17 protein-coding genes are annotated in these 17,541 nt (G+C 72.8%); 10 read left to right on the top strand and 7 right to left on the bottom strand.

Annotated elements, in window-relative coordinates:
- The first annotated feature begins 92 nt into the window (after positions 1 to 92).
- Positions 93 to 1,088 (top strand): hypothetical protein, encoded by a 996-nt coding sequence (locus tag ACIA6A_RS31680; RefSeq protein ID WP_396101629.1) that lies wholly within the window; start codon positions 93 to 95, stop codon positions 1,086 to 1,088.
- On the opposite strand, the gene ACIA6A_RS31685 is transcribed toward ACIA6A_RS31680, so the two are convergent.
- Positions 1,061 to 2,023, bottom strand: coding sequence for a GlxA family transcriptional regulator (locus ACIA6A_RS31685; RefSeq protein WP_396101630.1), 963 nt, complete (start codon positions 2,021 to 2,023; stop codon positions 1,061 to 1,063). The genes ACIA6A_RS31680 and ACIA6A_RS31685 overlap by 28 nt on opposite strands.
- Positions 2,024 to 2,042: 19 nt before the next feature.
- On the opposite strand from ACIA6A_RS31685, the gene ACIA6A_RS31690 reads away from it, so the two are divergent.
- Positions 2,043 to 3,536, top strand: a complete 1,494-nt coding sequence (locus ACIA6A_RS31690) for an MFS transporter (RefSeq protein ID WP_396101631.1) — start codon at positions 2,043 to 2,045, stop codon at positions 3,534 to 3,536.
- 86 nt (positions 3,537 to 3,622) lie between these two features.
- Positions 3,623 to 4,153: a snapalysin family zinc-dependent metalloprotease gene (locus ACIA6A_RS31695; RefSeq protein ID WP_396101632.1), complete on the top strand. Its 531-nt coding sequence runs from the start codon at positions 3,623 to 3,625 to the stop codon at positions 4,151 to 4,153.
- Positions 4,154 to 4,265: 112 nt separating this feature from the next.
- Here the strand turns inward: ACIA6A_RS31695 and ACIA6A_RS31700 are convergent, their stop codons facing one another.
- Entirely contained in the window at positions 4,266 to 4,583 is a 318-nt protein-coding gene (locus tag ACIA6A_RS31700) for an STAS domain-containing protein (protein WP_396101633.1), read from the bottom strand.
- 115 nt (positions 4,584 to 4,698) lie between these two features.
- On the opposite strand from ACIA6A_RS31700, the gene fxsT reads away from it, so the two are divergent.
- Positions 4,699 to 7,122 carry an FxSxx-COOH system tetratricopeptide repeat protein gene (gene fxsT, locus ACIA6A_RS31705; RefSeq protein ID WP_396101634.1) on the top strand — a complete coding sequence of 808 codons (2,424 nt, stop codon included), beginning with the start codon at positions 4,699 to 4,701 and terminating at the stop codon, positions 7,120 to 7,122.
- A gap of 9 nt (positions 7,123 to 7,131) precedes the next feature.
- The gene (locus ACIA6A_RS31710; protein ID WP_396101635.1) at positions 7,132 to 7,746 is read left to right on the top strand and encodes a hypothetical protein; all 615 of its coding nucleotides are present in this window, start codon (positions 7,132 to 7,134) and stop codon (positions 7,744 to 7,746) included.
- On the opposite strand, the gene ACIA6A_RS31715 is transcribed toward ACIA6A_RS31710, so the two are convergent.
- The 3 genes from ACIA6A_RS31715 to fxsA form a co-directional block, all read right to left on the bottom strand.
- Positions 7,706 to 9,379 carry a putative bifunctional diguanylate cyclase/phosphodiesterase gene (locus ACIA6A_RS31715; RefSeq protein ID WP_396101636.1) on the bottom strand — a complete coding sequence of 558 codons (1,674 nt, stop codon included), beginning with the start codon at positions 9,377 to 9,379 and terminating at the stop codon, positions 7,706 to 7,708. The genes ACIA6A_RS31710 and ACIA6A_RS31715 overlap by 41 nt on opposite strands.
- Before the next feature lie 124 nt (positions 9,380 to 9,503).
- Positions 9,504 to 10,979 (bottom strand): aKG-HExxH-type peptide beta-hydroxylase, encoded by a 1,476-nt coding sequence (locus tag ACIA6A_RS31720; protein WP_396101637.1) that lies wholly within the window; start codon positions 10,977 to 10,979, stop codon positions 9,504 to 9,506.
- A 2-nt stretch (positions 10,980 to 10,981) separates the two neighbouring features.
- Entirely contained in the window at positions 10,982 to 11,185 is a 204-nt protein-coding gene (gene fxsA / locus ACIA6A_RS31725; protein ID WP_396101638.1) for an FxSxx-COOH cyclophane-containing RiPP peptide, read from the bottom strand.
- A gap of 307 nt (positions 11,186 to 11,492) precedes the next feature.
- Between fxsA and ACIA6A_RS31730 the strand changes: the two genes are divergently transcribed.
- A complete protein-coding gene (locus tag ACIA6A_RS31730) occupies positions 11,493 to 11,678 on the top strand; it encodes a hypothetical protein (protein WP_396101639.1) in 186 nt (61 codons plus the stop codon).
- Positions 11,668 to 12,063, top strand: a complete 396-nt coding sequence (locus ACIA6A_RS31735; protein ID WP_396101640.1) for a hypothetical protein — start codon at positions 11,668 to 11,670, stop codon at positions 12,061 to 12,063. Before ACIA6A_RS31730 ends, ACIA6A_RS31735 begins: the two co-directional genes overlap by 11 nt.
- 45 nt (positions 12,064 to 12,108) lie before the next feature.
- On the opposite strand, the gene ACIA6A_RS31740 is transcribed toward ACIA6A_RS31735, so the two are convergent.
- Positions 12,109 to 12,393: a DUF427 domain-containing protein gene (locus ACIA6A_RS31740; protein WP_396101641.1), complete on the bottom strand. Its 285-nt coding sequence runs from the start codon at positions 12,391 to 12,393 to the stop codon at positions 12,109 to 12,111.
- Between the two features lie 157 nt (positions 12,394 to 12,550).
- On the opposite strand from ACIA6A_RS31740, the gene ACIA6A_RS31745 reads away from it, so the two are divergent.
- The 3 genes from ACIA6A_RS31745 to ACIA6A_RS31755 are packed head-to-tail and all read left to right on the top strand — an operon-like array spanning position 12,551 to position 15,656.
- Positions 12,551 to 13,144: a hypothetical protein gene (locus tag ACIA6A_RS31745; RefSeq protein ID WP_396101642.1), complete on the top strand. Its 594-nt coding sequence runs from the start codon at positions 12,551 to 12,553 to the stop codon at positions 13,142 to 13,144.
- The gene (locus ACIA6A_RS31750) at positions 13,141 to 14,208 is read left to right on the top strand and encodes a hypothetical protein (RefSeq protein ID WP_396101643.1); all 1,068 of its coding nucleotides are present in this window, start codon (positions 13,141 to 13,143) and stop codon (positions 14,206 to 14,208) included. Before ACIA6A_RS31745 ends, ACIA6A_RS31750 begins: the two co-directional genes overlap by 4 nt.
- A complete protein-coding gene (locus ACIA6A_RS31755; RefSeq protein ID WP_396101644.1) occupies positions 14,205 to 15,656 on the top strand; it encodes a hypothetical protein in 1,452 nt (483 codons plus the stop codon). The genes ACIA6A_RS31750 and ACIA6A_RS31755 overlap by 4 nt, the downstream gene beginning before the upstream one ends.
- On the opposite strand, the gene ACIA6A_RS31760 is transcribed toward ACIA6A_RS31755, so the two are convergent.
- On the bottom strand, positions 15,643 to 17,469 hold the full coding sequence (locus ACIA6A_RS31760; protein WP_396101645.1) for a SpoIIE family protein phosphatase: 1,827 nt from the start codon (positions 17,467 to 17,469) through the stop codon (positions 15,643 to 15,645). The genes ACIA6A_RS31755 and ACIA6A_RS31760 overlap by 14 nt on opposite strands.
- Positions 17,470 to 17,541: the final 72 nt, after the last annotated feature.

Below are 17,541 nucleotides of genomic sequence, written 5' to 3' on the forward strand. Positions count from 1 at the left end.
TCGGACACTTCTGGCCGGATCTGAGGCCCTGGGCTCACTCTGGTAACTTCCGCGCCGCGTACGCAGTGCGCGGCGGACGGGGGAGCTGAACCATGAACGTGTCGCAACTGAGGGAACTGTTCGGCTGGCGGTCGCCGGCGCGGCCGATCGACTGGGCCGCCCTGGGCCGGCCGCTGCCCACCGCGTTCCGGGAGCTGGCCGAGAATTTCCCGCCCGGCGAGTTCCAGACGTTCTTCAAGCTGCTGCACCCCGCGCACTTCGCCGGGCCGCGGGAGTTCCACGACGAGGTCGCGGGATACCGGGCCATCGTCGAGGACTGGGCCCCCGGTGACCTGGCCGCCGGCCTGCTGCCGTGGGGGACGATCGGGTTCGACGCGGTGCTGTGCTGGCACACCGACGACGACGACCCGGACTCGTGGCCGATCGTCATCGTCACCAGCGACCCGTCGGAGTGGGAGACCTTCGCCCTGTCGACGACGGACTTCGTCGCGGCGCTGGTCACCGACCCGCCGGTGATCACCGAATGGGCCCACATCGCCGAGGCCGTCCAGCCGCCGGCCTTCGCGCCGTACGGGGTCGAGCCGCCCGAGTCGTACTGGACCGCCGGCCTCGACATCGGGGTCCTGGAGCGGGACGTGGACGCGCTCGCCCGGGTCGTCGGGGGATCACCGCTCCCCGGGTTCGACGAGAATGCGCTCTTCTCCCGGGCCGGACAGACCCTGCCCGGCGACTACTGCGCCATCCTGGCGCTGTTGGGGCCGATCCGGGTGGGCCCGGCGCGGCTGCTCGGTCCGGATGACCACTTCACGGAGCGCCAGAGCCTCACGCGGCGGGTGAAGGCGGAGCGGGCGGCCGGTGGCGGCCCGCTCGGCCCGGTGTACCCGGAGGACACCGGGCTGATCGTGTGGGGGCGGCTGGACGACGGCGGATACCTCTGCTGGGCGCAGAACATCGATCACCGGTCGAGGATGTGGCCGGTGGTGGTGCTGAGCGCGGACCTGCGCCACCACGTGACCCACGCGATGTCCACGTCGCGGTTCCTGCTGCGGCTGGCGGAGGGTCAGGACCTCCTGAACGTACGCCGGTAGGCGCTGGGAGCCACCCCGACGGCCTGCTGGAAGTGCTGGCGCAGGGCGGTCGCGCTGCCCAGGCCGGCTCGCCGGGCGACCAGGTCGATGCTGAGGTCGGTCGACTCGAGCAGCAGGCGGGCGTGCGCGACGCGTTGCTGGAGCAGCCATTTCTGCGGGCTGAGGCCGGTCTCGTCGCGGAACCGGCGGGTGAACGTGCGCACGCTCATCCGGGCGTGCCGGGCCATCTCGTCCAGGCTGACCGGGTCGGCGAGCCGGTCCAGGGCCCAGGCCCGGGTCACCTCGGTGCCACTGCCCTGCGCGTCGGGGACCGGGCGCTCGATGAACTGGGCCTGGCCGCCGTCCCGGAACGGCGGCACCACGCAGCGCCGGGCCGCGCCGTTCGCGATCGCGCTGCCGTGGTCCTGGCGGATGACGTGCAGGCAGAGGTCGATCCCGGCGCCCACCCCGGCCGAGGTCAGCACGTCGCCGTCGTCGACGAAGAGCACGTCGAAGTCCCAGTCGACGCTCGGATACAGGCGGCGCAACTCGGGTGCCCACGCCCAGTGGCTCGCCGCCTTGCGGCCGTCGAGCAGGCCGGTGGCCGCCAGTACGGACGCACCGGTGCAGATCGACATGATCCGGGCACCGCGGTCGTGCGCCGTCCGGATCGCGCCGGCCACGTCGTCCCCGATCGTGCCGTCGGTCAGCGCCGAGCTGTAGTTGCCGGGCACGATGACCGTGCCGGCGGTGTCGAGCGCGCCGAGGCCGGCGTCGGGAAGGATCCGGAAACCGCCGCGCGAGGCCCGGACCGGCTCGCCGCCGACGCTGCAGGTCGTGACCGTGTACAGCGGCTCGTCCGCGGCGTTCCGGGCGGCGCCGAGCACCTGGGGTGCAACACCGAGGTCGAAACTGACGATCGGATCGAGGGCAAGGACCGCGACGGAATGCGTCATGGCCTGATTCTTGCGCATGATGGCCATCCGGCCACTCGTCCGCCCGGTCCGGATTTCGCAGAATGATCGGGTGACTACACGACGTCTCCATCCGGCCTGGCTCGTCGCCGCCGTCGCCTTCGTCGCGCTGATCGGCGCGGCCGGCTTCCGCGCGACGCCGTCGGTGATGCTGCAGCCGCTGCACGACGAGTTCGGCTGGTCGCTCGGCACGATCTCGGCCGCGGTCTCGGTCAACCTCCTGCTGTACGGCCTGACCGCCCCGTTCGCCGCCGCGCTCATGGAGAAGTTCGGCATGCGCCGGGTGGTCGCCGCGGCCCTGCTGCTCGTCTCGGTCGGTAGCGGCCTGACGGTGTTCATGCGGTCCAGCTGGCAGCTCATCCTGCTCTGGGGCGGGCTGGTCGGCCTCGGCACCGGCTCGATGGCCCTGGGCTTCGTGGCGATCGTGGCCAGCCGCTGGTTCGTGCACCGCCGGGGTCTGGTCACCGGCGTGCTCACCGCGGGCGGCGCCACCGGTCAGCTGATCTTCCTGCCGCTGCTGGCCCGGCTCACCGGCGCCGAGGGCTGGCGCACCGCCGCCCTGGTCGTCGCGTCGGCCGCCCTCGCGGTGGTCCCGCTGGTCTGGTGGCGCCTGCGCGACCGCCCGTCCGACCTGGGCGTGACCGCCTACGGCGCCGGCCCGGACGACGTCGCGTCCCTGCCCGCCACCGCCCTGTCCGCCACCGCCCTGGCCGGCTCACCGCCGCCCGCCACCGCCCTGGCCGGCTCACCGCCGCCCGCCACCGCCCTGGCCGGCTCACCGCCGTCCGCCGCGCCCGTGTCCGCCGCGCCGGGCGGTGCTGCTCGCAATGCGCTGAGTTCGCTCGCGCGGGCTGCCAGGACGAGGCCGTTCTGGCTGCTGGCGGGCGGTTTCGCGATCTGCGGAGCGACCACCAACGGGCTGGTCGGCACGCACTTCATCCCGGCCGCGCACGATCACGGCATGGCCCCGACGACGGCGGCGAGCCTGCTCGCCCTGATCGGCCTGTTCGACATCGCCGGCACCATCGCCTCGGGCTGGCTCACCGACCGGGTCGACAGCCGGCTGCTGCTCGGCGGCTATTACCTGCTGCGCGGCCTGTCGCTGCTGGTGCTGCCGTCGCTGTTCGCCGCGACCGCCCACCCGAGCATGGTCATCTTCATTCTTTTCTACGGCCTCGACTGGGTGGCCACGGTGCCGCCGACGGTCGCGCTCTGCCGAGAGTATTTCGGCACGAGCGGTGCGGTCGTCTTCGGCTGGGTCTTCGCCTCGCACCAGATCGGCGCGGCCGCCGCGGCGAGCGCGGCCGGCCTGGTCCGCGACCGGCTCGGCGACTACGACTGGGCCTGGTACGGCGCCGGCGCGCTCGCCCTGCTGGCCTCGCTGCTGTCGCTGATGCTGCTCGCCGGTCGCCGCCTGAACCGGGAGGGCCCGGGTGGCCCGGGTATCGGCCTGGCGTTCCCGGCCGCGGCGGCGCCCGCCGCACCGGCATCCTGAGCGGTATCACACAGTCGGTATGTATTGATTGGCATCTATTGATGGCACGGTGAGGACAACCCGTTCCCCACAAGGGAGGTCCACCGATGGTGCTCAAGAGATTGTCCGCCGTGCTGCTGGCCATGCTGACCATGGCCGGGCTCCAGGTCGCCGCCGCCGGTCCCGCGGCCGCGGCGCCCCGGATCCTGTACTACGACGCCAGTCAGGCCCAGGAGTTCGTCGCGGCGGTCAACCAGGGCGCGCAGATCTGGAACAGCCGGGTGACCAACGTCCGGCTCCAGCCGGTCCCGGCCGGGCGCACCCCCAACATCCGGGTGTACGCGGACAACGGCTGGCCGCGAACCTACTCCAGCTCGCTGGGCAACGGCTACTGGTACATGGGCCGCGAAGCGGTCAACGACGGCTACTACGTCCCCCGGATCGCCGCCCACGAATTCGGCCACATCCTCGGCCTCCCCGACCGCCGCACCGGCCTGTGCGCGGACCTGATGTCCGGCAGCAGCGCCCCGGTCTCCTGCAAGAACCCCAACCCCAACGCCACCGAGATCGCCTCGGTCAACCGCCTCTTCGCCACCTCCGCCGCGCTCCCCGCCCGGGAGTTCGCCTTCGCGGGGTGACCACGCACGCAGAATGAAGGGCTCGGCCGGCTGCTCTGGCGCGTCAGCGCCTCGGCCGGCCGGGCCCGGCCCCGGTGGGAACTGCGGTCCGCACCCACCACCCAGGTACGACCTATTCTTTGATCTCCACGACCTCGAGCAGGCCACTCAGGACGAGGATCTGGTGGACGCCCCGGCTGGGGTGGGCGAGCTGGAACGTGATGCCCTCGTCGCGGGCGCGCTGGAAGCCGAAGATGATGGCTCCGAGGCCGGTCGAGTCGATGAAGGACAGATCGGTCAGGTCGACCACGACCGTGCGGGGGTGGCTCTCCAGGGCTTCGACCAGGGCGATACGCACCTGGTCCACGTTGAGCACGTCGACCTCGCCCTTGAGGGCGACGGTGGTCACGTCGGCGTCGCGGTCGAGACTCGTCACGGGTTCGTCGGTCACGAAGCGCCTTCCGTTGGGACAAACTTCCGCAGTGGCGATAATTCCACGTACGGTAATCGGCAGCATGAGAGTAGCCGGGCTTGTCAGTGGCGGGTCAGTAGTGGGGAGGAGCGGCGTGCCGATCCGTGGTGGTCTGCCGTCGCGCAACGCGCGGTTCGTCGGGCGGGAAGATCTTCTTGCCCGGATGCGTGGTCTGCTCGGCAACGGTCCGGTGGTGCTGCTGCCCTCCGCCGACCATCAACTCGGTGGCACCGGACGTACCCAGCTGGCCGTGGAATATGCCTACCGCTACGCGGACACCTACGACCTGGTGTGGTGGATCCCGGCGGAGCAGACGGCCGGCATGCGGGCCGCGCTGGTGGGGCTCGCCCAGGAGCTGAGGCTCCCCGAGGCGCGTGACATCAACCGCACCCTCGGCGCGGTGCGGGACGCCCTGAGCCGGGGGGAGCCGTTCCGGAACTGGCTGGTCGTGTTCGAGAACGCCAACCGGCCCGAGGACATCAAGCCCTACCTGCCCAGCGGTGCCGGGCACGTGCTGGTCACCTCCCGCAATCCGCGGTGGACCTCGGAGGTCGCGCAGGCGATGCCGGTCCCGGTTTTCGACCGTACGGACGCCGTGGACTTCCTGCGCCGCCGGTCGCCGGAGCTCGCGGTGGCCGACGGGGAGCGGCTCGCCGAGCGCCTGGACGACGTGCCGATGGCGCTGGACCAGGCCGCCGCGGTGCGGTCCGCGGCCGGCTGGAGCGTCGGGGAGTATCTGCGGCGCTACGACGAACGGGAAGCCCAGCTGGCGTTCCCCACCCCGATCCGGGTCGCGTGGGGGCTGGCCGCCGACGCGCTCGCCGAGAAGTCGCCCGCCGCGTTCGAGTTGCTGCGGCTCAGCGCGTTCCTGGCCAGTGCGCCGGTGTCGTGGGAGCTGTTCTGGGCCGCGCGCGGGCTGGCCGCGCCGGAGCTGGCCCGGACGCTGCGCATCGAGCGCCGGCTCAAGGCCGCGATCCGGCTGATCGGCCGGTACGGTCTGGCCGACCTGGACCCGCCCGGCGCCGGCCTGGTCGTGCACCCGCTGGTCCGGGGCATGGTCGGTCAGCAGCTCAGCTCCGAGCAGCACGCCGTCATGCTGCGCACGGTGCGGTCCATGCTCGCCGCCGCGGATCCCGGCGACCCGGACAACCCGCTGCACTGGCCGCGCTATGCCGCCATCGTGCCGCACCTGGTTCACTCCGATGTGCTCGGCGGCGACGCCGAGGAGGTCCGGCAGCTGGTCATCAACTGCGTCCGGTTCCTGTACGCCCGGGGTGACTACGACTCCAGCCGTGATCTCGCCGGGCAGGCGGTGGCCCGGTGGAAGGACAGCCTCGGCGAGACCGACGAGCAGACCCTGCTGGTCTCGTTCCACCTGGCGAACGCGTTGCGTGCGGTGGGGCGCACGGCGGATGCCCGGGCACTGAACGCGCAGACCCTGCGCTCGCAGCGTGACGTGCTCGGCGGCGACGACGAGACGACCCTGGCCACGGCGAACAGCGTCGGGGCCGACCTGCGCATGCAGGGCCACTTCGGGCAGGCCCGGCAGCTCGACTCGGACAACCTGGTGCGTTACCGCCGGTTGTTCGGGGAGGCTTTCCCGACCGCGCTGCGCTGCGCCAACAACCTCGCTGCCGACCTGCGCCTGCTCGGTGACTTCCGGGGTGCCCGGGCGCTCGACGAGCAGGTCCTGCGGCAGCGGCAGCTGGCGTTCGTGGAGGGCCATCCGGAGACGTTGTCGTCGCGGGCCGGCCTGGCGTACGACCTGTTCGGCCTCGGTGACTATGCCGGTGCCTCGGCGTTGCTGGCCGGTACCGGCCACGTCGACGATCTCGGTGCGGATCATCCGATGGCGCTGTGGGCGGGGCGTTTCGCGGCCATGGCGGCCCGGCGCGCGGGCCGGCCCGAGGCGCGGGAGCAGGCCGCGGCCAACGTCGAGCTGTATCGCCAGAAGTTCGGTGAGCTGAGTGTCGACACGCTCGCCGCGATGATCAGCCTGGCCAACTGCGCCCGGGACGCCGGTGACCTGGACGAGGCCCACCGGCTGCTGGAGCGGGCGGTGGCGAGGTACCACGCGGTCCTCGGCGACGAGCACCCGTTCACCCTGGCCGCGGCGGCCGGCCTGGCCGGTGTCGTGCGGGCCACCGGACGGTTCCCGGAGGCCCGGACAATCGACGCCGAGGCGCTGGGTGGCCTGCGGCGCAGCGTCGGCGCGGACCACCCGTTCACGCTGAGCTGCGCCAACGGTTTCGCGGCCGACCTGATCGCGACCGGTGAGGCCCAGCCGGCCCGGGAGATCGCGCTCGACACCCTGAACCGTTCCCGCAGCCTGCGCGGCGCCGACCACCCGGACACCCTGGCCTGCGCGTTCAACCTGGCGCTGGACACCGGCGACGACTCCTCGGCCGAGGCCGCGATCGAGGGTCTGCAGAAGGTGTACGGCGACGGCCATCCGACCCCGGCCCGGGCGCTGGCCGGTCAGCGCCTCGAGACCGAGATCGAGCTTCCGCCGCTGTAGGGTGTTTTTGTGGCGAATTACGGTGTGGTGCGAGATTCCCTGCGGGGTGGGGACGCGGTGGTGGTGCCCAACCCGCTGCCGTTGACGTACGTGGTCACGGCCCGGGAGCCGCACGTCGTGAACCTGGCCAAGGGGCGCCCGGCGGACCAGCCGGTGGCGCTGTGGGCGCACCACCCCGGCACTCTCGACGCGCTCGGTCAGGTGCTCGATCTGGATGGTGACGGCTTCGGGCTGGGCCGCCGCCTGCTGATGGAGGAGCTGGTGACACTGCTGGTGCCGGTCCGGGCGGGCGCGGTGCCGGACTGGCTGGCCCCCGCCCACCGCGACGGCTGGGCACTGCTGTTCGGAGCGCGCTGGGAGCCGGTGCGCCCGGTCCTCGACGAGCATCCGGTGCTGTATGTCAGCAGTGCCAACCGCACCGGTCAGCCGCCCGCGTCCACGCTCACCGAGGCGCTGACGATCGGGGCACCGGTGCTGACCCTGCCCGAGCCCCCGGCGCAGGGCCCGCGACAGGCGACGACCACGCTGCGGCTGCACTCCGACGGCCGGCTCGCATTGCACCGGCCCGGCGCCCAGGACATGACTAGCTGGACAGCGCTGACTGGCGGTGCAGCAGGTCGGTGAGGTCGCCGGCCGGCATCGGGCGGGCGAAGTGGTAGCCCTGCGCCTGGGCGCAGTCCAGCTCCCGCAGCCGGGAGGCCTGCTCCGCGTCCTCGACACCCTCGGCGACCGGGGCCAGGTTGAACGTACGCGCGATCTGCAGCACCGCCTCGGCGACCGAGGCGCCGGCGGATCCCTGCATGGCCGCGACGAACGACCGGTCGATCTTCACCACGTCGACCGGGAGCGCGCCGAGGTGGCTCAGCGAGGAGAAGCCGGTGCCGAAATCGTCGAGGGCGATGCGGACGCCGAGGCCCTTGAGCGCGCCGAGGATCCGGGCCGACTCGACCAGGTCGACGAGCGCGACCGACTCGGTCAGCTCCAGCACCAGCAGCTGCGGCGGCAGGCCGGTGCGTTCCAGCACCGAGCGGACCTCGTCGATCAGGTGCGGGTTGCCGAGCTGGCTGGCCGACAGGTTGACGTTGAGCTCGAAGCCCGGCTCCTGCAGCTGCCAGACCGCGGCCTGGCGGCAGGCTTCCTCCAGCACCCAGCCGCCCAGCCGGGGCAGCAGGCCCAGCTGCTCGGCCATGTCCAGGAACGCCGCCGGCGGCAGCAGGCCCCGCTCGGGGTGGTTCCAGCGGATCAGCGCCTCGACGCCGACCGTGCGTTCCCCGTCGAGGTCCACGATGGGCTGGTAGTGCACCTGGAACTCGCCGTCGTCCAGGGCGCGGCGCAGGTCCGCCTCCTCGCGCCGGCGGGACTCGGCCTCGGCGAACTGGGCGGGGTCGAAGCGCCGGGCGACGCCCCTGCCGTCGGCCTTGGCCTGGTACAGAGCGAGGTCCGCCTCGCGCATGATGTCGTCCAGCAGGGTGCCGCTGCCCCGGGTGATGGCCAGGCCGGCGCTGGCCTGGATGCTCAGCACCGCCTCGCCGACGACCAGCGGCTGGGCCAGGTCGCGCAGGATCCGGTTGGCCACGGTGTCGGCGATCTGGTCGTCGACCAGGCGCGGCAGCAGCACCACGAACTCGTCGCCGCCGAGGCGGGACACGGTGTCGTTGGAGCGTACGTTCGCGTTGAGGCGTTCGGCGGCGGTGCGCAGCAGCTGGTCGCCGGTGGCGTGGCCGTAGGTGTCGTTGACCTCCTTGAACCCGTCCAGATCGAAGACGATCACGGCGGTCATGGTGTCGTCGGCATCGGCCAGGGCGTCCGTGGCGTGCTCGATGAAAAGCTTGCGGTTGCCCAGCTCGGTGAGCGGGTCGCGGTAGGCCTGCCGGGCCAGCTGGGCGCGCTGGCGGGTCAGGTCCCGGACCAGATCCTCGTTGGTACGCGCGCCGAGCAGCTGGCGGACCAGGATGATGCCCGCGACGGCGATGGTCAGCCCGGTCAGCTCGGTGCCCAGGGAACCGTCCCGGCCGAACCAGTAACCGGTCATGATCACGGCGACCGCGGCCGGCAGGTAGCCGAAGACCGGCCGGTGGGCGGCGGCGAAGAGCACCCCGAGGCCGGTGACCAGTACGGCGGCGATCCCGAGGACCAGCCCGCCGGTCCCGGCCCCGTCGAGGACGCCGGGCCAGGCCAGCACCACGAGGGACGTGAAGATCATGGCGACGTCGACGCACCGGCGCACCCGGTCCATAGCTTTACCACTGCGGCTCATGCGGTGCCCTCCTTAGGCCTGCCCTCATGGCCCTCACGGGTGCGGCCGTCGGAGGTGGCGGCCGGCCTGTGTGGCTCGGTGTCACCTCCGACGGGGGCCACGATCGGCCCTCGCCCCGCGGATCTTAGGAAAGCCACTCCAAGATCTTGATCGGGTCGGCCTCGGCGGGCACCGCGGCGGCGACCTCGGGTGGGACGTCGAGACCGCTGGTCAGGACCAGGGCGGGCCAGTCCGGCTGCCCTTTCCGGTACGCGGTGAGCGCGGTGACGAGATCCCCTCGGACATACGCGAGGTCGGCCTCGGAGCCGGTGAGCGGCAGCCCGCGGACGAACCGGTGCGCGAGGTCGAGCCGGGCGCTCGCCTCCAGTGCCCGGCGGGGCGCCGCCCGCAGCTCGGACCGGACCGGCGGTGGTGCCTCGCCCAGCGCCCAGGCCCGGCCCAGCGCCGCGACCCCGGCCGGGCCGATCTGCCGGTTACGCAGCCGCCAGCGCAGGTGGTGATCCCGGTTGGCGCCCTCGGCCAGGCGCAGCACCCGGGGGTCGACCGGCTCGCCGAGCCAGGGCCGCACCTCGTCCAGCAGCGCCCCGACGAACCGGGAACCGGCCGGTGAGAGGTTGTCCAGCCCCTCGGCGGCCGCGGCGACGGCGGCCCGCCACCGGGCGAACTCGAACTGCGCGAGCAGGCCCCCGGCGCGGTGCGCCCGCCAGAACCGGGTCACCGTGAGGTACGCGTAGGCGCCGTGCAGGATCCCCGAGGCGGGGCGCGGGTCGTCACGCCAGGGGGAGTAGCCCAGCGTCGCGGGGGACCCGAGCAGGTCGAACAAATACTGGACCGCGTTGAGGATGCTGTGCTGCGCCTCGTGCAGCAGCCCGACGGCGAGCGCGGTGGCGTCGGCGGGCTCGGACATCGCCACCGCCCCGTACGCGTCGGCCGAACTGGCACTGATGCCCCGGGCCGCCGGGTCGCTCTCGACGGGCACGATGCACTCCAGCACCGCCGCGACCACCCGGGCATCCTCGGGGACCAGGGTGACCAGCAGCCGCCACGCTTCCCCGAACACCGCCCGCCACCGCCGCAGCGCGGCATCGTCCAGCCGCGGTGCGGGCACCAGCCCCAGCCGGGCCCGCAGCGGATCACTGTCCTCGAGCCGCACGGCGATGCCCAGCCCGTCATGGCTCGCGCGAAGCACCCGGTCGTCGTCCTCGGGGTCCGCCGGCTTCTCGGGCGGGCCGGCCTGCCGGGGGCGGGGGATGCGAGCGGCCGCGGCGAGGTCGCCGAGGTGGGCGAGGCCGGCCTCGGTGGGGGCGGTTCCGGCCCGGAGGGCGGTCAGGCAGCCCACCGCCCAGACCCCGAACAGCGGCCGGGAGATCACCTTCCGCACCCGGGTGGGGTCGGCGGCCTCGGCCGCGGCGAGGGCGGCGAGGTGCGGGTCGTCCGGCGCGGCGTGGGCGATCTCGCGGAGCAGCAGGAGATGGCGGCTGAGCTGGGAGCGGCGCAGCTCGGCGATGGTCTCCGGCGTGGGCCGGCCCGCGCCCAGCGAGGCCAGGGACGTGTCGGTCAGCAGATGGGGGCGGGCCCGGGCGAGGGCGGTCCGGCCCATTGTCAGAGCGCCGAGTTGAAGCCGGCGATAGGCTCGCCGGGATGGGCCAGATCATCGGCGAGGCGGCGCAGGCAGTGTGCCAGGACGGTGTCACCGTCCGGGTCCGGTGCCGCGGCGGTCAGCTCGGTGAGCGACAGCGCCGAGACGTCGATCATCGCCGACCGCCACTCCGGCGTGGCACCCGTGGCACCCGCTGCCCGATCCAAGCCAGCCCGATCCAAGCTAGCCCGATCCAAGCCAGCCCCGTCCAAGCCAGCCCCGTCCAAGCTCGCCCCGTCCAAGCCCGCAGCCCCGCTCACGCCCGCCCACCTTCGTCGGTGCTACTTGCTTGCTAGCAACGATCAATGTATTGCCGCCACATTACGGCGGTCGCCGGGTCGGGTGATGTCCGGGCGTGTCCCAGGGTGGGGTCGCCGTCCCCGCGTGGGCGTGATCTCATAGGACGCCAGGTACCGAAAAGTCGGCAACGGAGGACAAACTGTGCAGGGGCGAGACGGGCAAACGGGAGAGCAGGTGCACGACCACCCGGAAGAACCGGAGGAAGCGGCCGGCACCGAGGCGGCCCGGTCCGAGTCGGTCCGGTCCGAGTCGCCGGTCATGCCGGCACCGCCGTCTCCCGCGTTCCAGAGCGTGCCGACCCTGCCGCAGCAGGCACCCGGCGTCGGCTTCGAGAGCGGGCGCGACAGCCGTGCCCGCTGAGGACTCCCGGCCCCGGCTGCCCCGGCGCGGTCCCGCCCCGGCGGTCGACGCGATGGACAACGCCGAGCTGGCCCGGATGATCGAGTCGGAGCACCCGTACCGGGGCAAGGCGCTGTTCGAGCTGTCCGACCGGATCGCGCACGACGACGACGCGGCGACCAAGGTGGCGATGCTGAGCCGGCTCAGCTCGCTGCGCAAGGCGCGGCTCTTCGACCGGGTCTCACTGGCCTGGTCGGCGATCATCGCGCTGCTGGCGGCCGAGACGCCGCACTCCCGGGCCTGTGCCTACGAGGCGTTCGGGGCGCTGGAGCTCGAGGAACGCAAGGACATGCTGGATTACCTCGAGGTGGAAGTCATCGAGGACGCCCATCCGAGGATCGGCTGACCGGCACGGGCCGATGACCCGCGCCGGTACCTCGGCGACCGGGGATCAGGCTTCGATCTTCACGTCTTTCCAGAAGGCGACCCGGTCGCGAACTGCTTTCGCGTCGGGCTTCGGCTCGGGGTAGTACCAGACGGCGTCCGTGCTGGTGTGTCCGTTGGCTTCGAGCGTGTAGTAGGACGCCTTGCCCTTCCATACGCAGACGCTGTGCGTCTCCGAGGGGCGCAGCACATCCTCACGCACGGACGAGCGAGGGAAATACATGTTCCCCTCGATAACCACGGTGTCGTCGCTCTCAGCGATGATCTCGTCGTTCCAGATGGCCTTCGGCATACTCCCGAAAGTAGCGCGCCAAAAGCAGTCAGTCCGATATGCGGGGCTTTTTCGCCTCCCGTGGGTGAAACGTGGTGCGTCATCCACCCATTGCCTGTCCGGTGTACGAAGATCTAAGGTCGATCCGCCCACGACACCCCCACGGAAGCGGCCGCCGATGAGCACTCTCCGGACCCTGCCCGGCATTCGGGAACAGGCCCGCCACGCGCTGGTCCTGCTCGGTGCCCCCGCGACGCAACGAACGGTCGTGGAGGTGCACACCGCGCTGTTCGACGGCGACCTCTCCGTGCCGGCCCTCGCGGCGGTGCTCCGCGAGGAGGAACGCCAGTACGACCCGGACGCGCTCACCGCGTACCGGATCTGCCCGGCCCTGCACCACGACCTGTCGGCGGCCCGCGGCCTGGTGACCCTCGGTGGCTGGCCGGTGGCCCGCCGGCTGGCCTCGCCGCTGCAGGCGCGCCGCGACGCGCTGGCCGCGGTGGTCCGGATCGCCGAGTTCGTGGTCATCCGGGCGAGTGCCGGCGCGACCGCCCTCGATCTGCTGCGCCGGCTGGCCGACACCGTCCCCGGCGGGCCCGAGGCGTTCCTCGTGCACGACCCGCGCGCGCTGGCCGACGCGGCCCGGACCGCCCTCGCCGAGCTGGCCCCCGCACCCGCCCCGGAGGCGGCCGTCGCCCGCTGGGAACGCCTCGACGAGCGGCAGCGGCTGTTCGGCATCCTCAGCCTGCCCCACCAGCGGGGCCGCGCGTGACCGACCCCGTCCTGGACCGCCTGCGCGGTGACACGCCGGCCAAGCGGCACAACGCCCGGACCATCGCGGCGCTCACCGCCAACCCGGGATGCTCGCGCCGGGCCGTGCTCGACGCCGCCGGCGTGGACAAGCCGCGACTCGCCCAGCAGATCGGCTTCCCGATGGGCTTCGGGCAGTCCCGGTTCGCGCTGGCCCGCGGCAACGGCTTCGAGGCGATGCTCAAGGCCGACGGGTGCGACCTGCTGCTGTCGGTGCTGCGCGAGGTCCTCGACCTGGACACCACCGACGTCGGGTACGACGACCTCGGCGCGGACGACGACGCCACGCTCGGGGCCCGGCACAAGCGGACCCGCGGGCTGCTCGCGGCCGCTGCCGGGGCCGCCCTGGTCGACCACCCGCTGCTCACGCTCGACGTGGCCGGCCGGCCGGTGTTCCTGGAACCGGACCTGATCGCGTTCCAGGTCGAGGGCCGGCTGCACGTGGTCGAGATCAAATCCTTCGCGATCGTGGACGGCCAGGCCGACTCGGCCAAGGTCTCGGCCGCCGCGGTCCAGGCCGCGGTGTACGTGCTGGCGCTGCGCCGGCTGCTCACCGAGCTCGGCCACGACCCGGCACTGGTCAGCCACGACGTGGTGCTGGTCTGCCCGAAGGACTTCTCGCTCACCCCGGCCGCGGTGGTGATCGACGTGCGCAAGCAGCTCGCGACGCTGACCCGCCAGCTCACCCGGCTGGCCTCGGTGTCGGACCTCGCCGCCGCCCTGCCGCCGGGGATCAGCTTCGACACGTCGCTGCCGCCCGCCACCCTGGCCGCCTCGCTGCACGAGGTCGAGGCCCGCTACGCGCCCGAATGCCTGTCCGCCTGCGAGATGGCCGTCTTCTGCCGGCACGAGGCGGCCGGCAGCACCGCGGCGCTCGGCCGGCCGGTCCGGGACGCGCTCGGCGGGGTGGAGACCGTCGCCGAGGCGCTCGAACTGGCCGCCGGCACCCGCACCCCGACCCCGGAACAGGCCGAGGCGGCGGCATTGCTGCAGGCCGCTGCCCGGTTGCGCGCCGAGATCCGATGAGTACGCTCACCGCGCTCGCCCGGGCGCAGGCGTTCGCCGAGGGCCGGGCCCAGCCGCTCGCCACCGTGCGCCACGTGCACCTGCACGAGCGGCCGATGGTGCTGATCCCGTACGCGATGGCGGGTGAGGCCAACGCACCGCTGGCCGCGATGGCCGGCACCGACCGGGACAACCCGGTCCTGCTGGTCGTGGCGCAGCCGCGCAACCGGGACCACCGGTTCCGGTTCGCCGCGGACCTCGCCGAGCTGATCGTGGAGTACGTCGGCTCGTTCACCGGGACCACCGAGGCGGTCGCCGTCGACCGCGGCCGGGACGTGCGGTACCGCTTCACCGACGCACCCCAGCTGTGGGTGCCCAACCCGGGCGGCGTCGACTTCCTGCGCCTGTTCGGCCGGTCGACCCGGTTCCGCAGCACCGAAGGGGAGTACGCGGTGCCCGCGGCGGTGCCGTTGCTCGGGCGGTGGCTGACGTTCTTCGCCAACTCCGCCGAGGTTCCCGGGTCGGCACTGCTGCTCAACGGCGTACAAACGCTGTCGTCACATTGGGCGACCGGGCAGAGCAGTGCCGAGGACGCGCAGCTCGCGGCCCTGATGGGGTGGCTCGATCCGCCGCGCGGGTCGACGGTCTTCGAGGCCGCGGCGGCGGCCGAGGACCCGGCGCTGACACCCCCGGCGGGCCCGGCGACCGACCCGGCGTTCGACAACCACGTGCTCGCGCCGCTGCTCTCGGTCGCCGACCCGGACGTGCCCGAGCTGACCCGGGTGCTGCGCGGCCAGCTGCGGCCCACCTGGGATCTGATGTGGCGGGCCCTCGACCTGCTCCGGAACCTGCCCGTGGGCAGCCGTGTCGCGGGGCGCTGGGACGGCGACCGGGACGCCTACTCCGCGTTCGTGCAGAACCTGGAGGAGGGCGGCCCGCCGCAGCCCCGTCGCGACGGCGCGGTCGCCGCGGCCGCCCGGCTGAGCCGCCTCGAGAACGCCGCCACCCGGTACGCCGTCCAGCGCGCGTTCGACGACCCGCTGGTCATGGCCGAGCACCGGCTGGCCGGGACGGCGTTCGAAGCCGTGGTGACGCTGGCCAAGGCGGACCGGATCGACGACACCGGCAAACGACCGGTGCTCCGCCCCCGGATCATGGTGGTCACCGCCGAACCGGTCCGGGTCGAGGCCGGGGCGGCGCTGACCTCCCCGGCGCGGCCCAGCCAGAAGGCCAAGGTCATCTCGGTGACCGCGCTGGACGAGACCAAGACCGAGGTGCTGCTGGAACTCTCCGGTGGCATGGGCCGCAAAATGGTCGCCGAGCCGGGCAGCGTCCCCGAGGTGGGGGAGCGGCTGCTGCTGACCACGCTCAGCGAGGCCTACCGTCCCGGCGGTGCGTTCCCCGACCCCGACCAGACCCCGTGGACCCATGGCGGCCCGCCGGTGCCCCCGTCGATCAGCGAACCCTGATCAGTAGCAGTGCGGTGTCGTCGGCCCGCCGCACGGCCGTGCCGACGAGCAGGTTGCACAGCTCCTCACCGGGCAGGTCCGCGTTGTCCCGCAGGCACTGCTCGATGCGGGCGATCCCCTCGTCGAGGATGTGCACCGGATCCTCGACCAGCCCGTCGGTGTACAGCAGCAATGTCGACCCGGGCAGGATGCTGCGGCGGTGGGTGGCCCGGTCCAGTTTCGGCGAGAGCCCGAGCAGCTGCTCCGGCTTCTCCCACCACACCTCGACCGTCCCGTCCGGGCCGAGCAGCACCGGCGGTGGGTGCCCCGCATTCGAGTACGAGACCTCGTAACCGTGCTGCGAACGGCGCACCCGGGCCAGGACGGCCGTCGCGGCGGTGCGCACCCGCAGCCCGTGCACCGCGCGGTCCAGCTGCGACATGAGACGCCCGGGTTCGTCGTCCCGGCCGTACGCGTCCCCGCGCACCAGGTTGCGCAGCTGCCCCATGGCGGCGGCGGCCTCGATGTCGTGCCCGGAGACATCGCCGACGGCGAGCATCACACTGCCGTCCGGCTGCGCGAACGCGTCGTACCAGTCACCCCCGACCGCGGCGCCGTCCTGCGCGGGCAGATACCGGGCGTGCAACTCCAGCCCCGGGATGTCCGGCAACTCGGTGAGCAGGCTCTGCTGCAGCACCTCGGCGACATGGCGCTGCTGGCGATACAGCCGGTTGTTGTCGATCGACAACCCGGCCCGCCGCGCGATGTCCATCGCGGTCCGCTCGTCGGCCTCGGCGAACTCGGCCCGCTCCGGCCCGTTCACCAGCGTGATGGACCCGAGCATCTCCCGGCTCACCGGCGCGGTCACCGGAACGACGACGAACGACGCGTACCCGAGCCGGGCGGCGATCCCCGCCAGCTCCGGATCGGTGGTCCGGGCGAGCATCGCCTCGGGCGTCTCCCCGACCCGCCGCACCGGCTGCCCGGACCGCTGCACGCTCAGCACCTCGGACCCGGAACCCAGCGACGACACCATCAACTCGGCGAACCGCTCGACATCGGCCTTCGCGGCGACGTCGCGGTGGGCGGCGGCCACATGCCGCACCCCGCCCCGCGGATCGACCAGCGTGACCAGGCACCAATCGGCCAGCCGCGGCACGACACCGGCGGCGAGCAGCCGCATCCCCTCGTCCACGTCCATCGTCCGGGCGAACGCCTCGGTGAGCTCGGCGAGCATCGCCAGTTGGGCATGAGCGGTCTCGGCATGCCGCCGGGCCTCGTCGGCGACCTCCCGGGCGATTCGTAACCGCAGCTCGGACGCGCACGCCTCGGCGAGGTCGGTCAGGACCGCCAGCTCATCCTTGGTCCAGGCCCGGGGCTTGGTGTCGATCGCGCACAGCGACCCCAGGGTGCGTCCCTCGGCGTCGTTGAGCGGAATCCCCGCATACGCGACGACGCCGATGTCCGGGATGGCCAGGTTGTCGCGCACCTGCGCGTAGATCCGGGCATCCGGGAAGACCTTGGCGACCCCCTCGTTCACCACATGCTGGCAGAACGAGTGGCTCAGCGGCGTCTCCCGGGCGGCGGCCCACGGATCAGGCAGCCCGACCTGCCCCGGAAAGAACTGCCGAAGATCATCGACCAGTGAGACCAGGGCGACGGGTACGCCGAGCATCCGCTGCACCAACGAGGCGAAGCGGTCGAAAGCCGCGTCCGGAGCCGGCCCGGCGGAAACCTGCCGAAGCGACCGCAGTCGCGCAGGATCGGAGAGCACCGTCCGCGGCCGGCCGCCATCGCCTGCTGCTGCGGCTTCTGCACTGCTGACCTCGGCCATGCTCCCTCCCCGCGTAGCCCCGAACGGTCGATCAGCCACGCTACCCGCCACAACCCCCAGTCATGCCTCACC

Source organism: Actinoplanes sp. NPDC051494, assembly GCF_044454705.1.
GTDB lineage: Bacteria > Actinomycetota > Actinomycetes > Mycobacteriales > Micromonosporaceae > Actinoplanes.